The sequence below is a fragment of the Gluconobacter sp. P1D12_c genome, assembly GCF_018812105.1.
GTDB lineage: Bacteria > Pseudomonadota > Alphaproteobacteria > Acetobacterales > Acetobacteraceae > Gluconobacter > Gluconobacter oxydans_A.
On record NZ_JACSIQ010000809.1, the window covers coordinates 1 to 371 of the forward strand.

Annotated in this window: 1 protein-coding gene; it reads right to left on the reverse strand. The window is 42.8% G+C overall.

Going from position 1 to position 371, the window contains the following annotated elements:
- Window positions 1-371: hypothetical protein (locus KP705_RS21890; protein ID WP_215765480.1), on the reverse strand; the 371-nt coding region annotated here is incomplete at both ends.

Sequence of the window (371 nt, forward strand, 5' to 3'; positions counted from 1 at the left end):
CGTATTGAGTGTCTCATTATAGAACCACTCAAGATGGCCATCCTCCATCGTCTCAATATCGTTCGGCTTAGTCACATATTTTGTGACCTCATAAAMAGACTCAAGAGTTACCGCATACTTAACAATGAACGACATCCTCTCACGAACATCAGCAAGAAAATCCTGCCAGCCGTTCCCCTTCAAATACGGCAGATCAAAGAGGATATTCATATGCATGTTAAGGGTTTCATGATCCTYATTATGAGTGAACTCAGTCCCCCTGAAATACAGATTTGAACCATATTTTTGATTGAGCCAACGGAAGCAATCAGAGAGCTTGCGTGTCCATTTCCTATGCTCCGCCTTGAGGTCATCATATATGCGGACGTTCT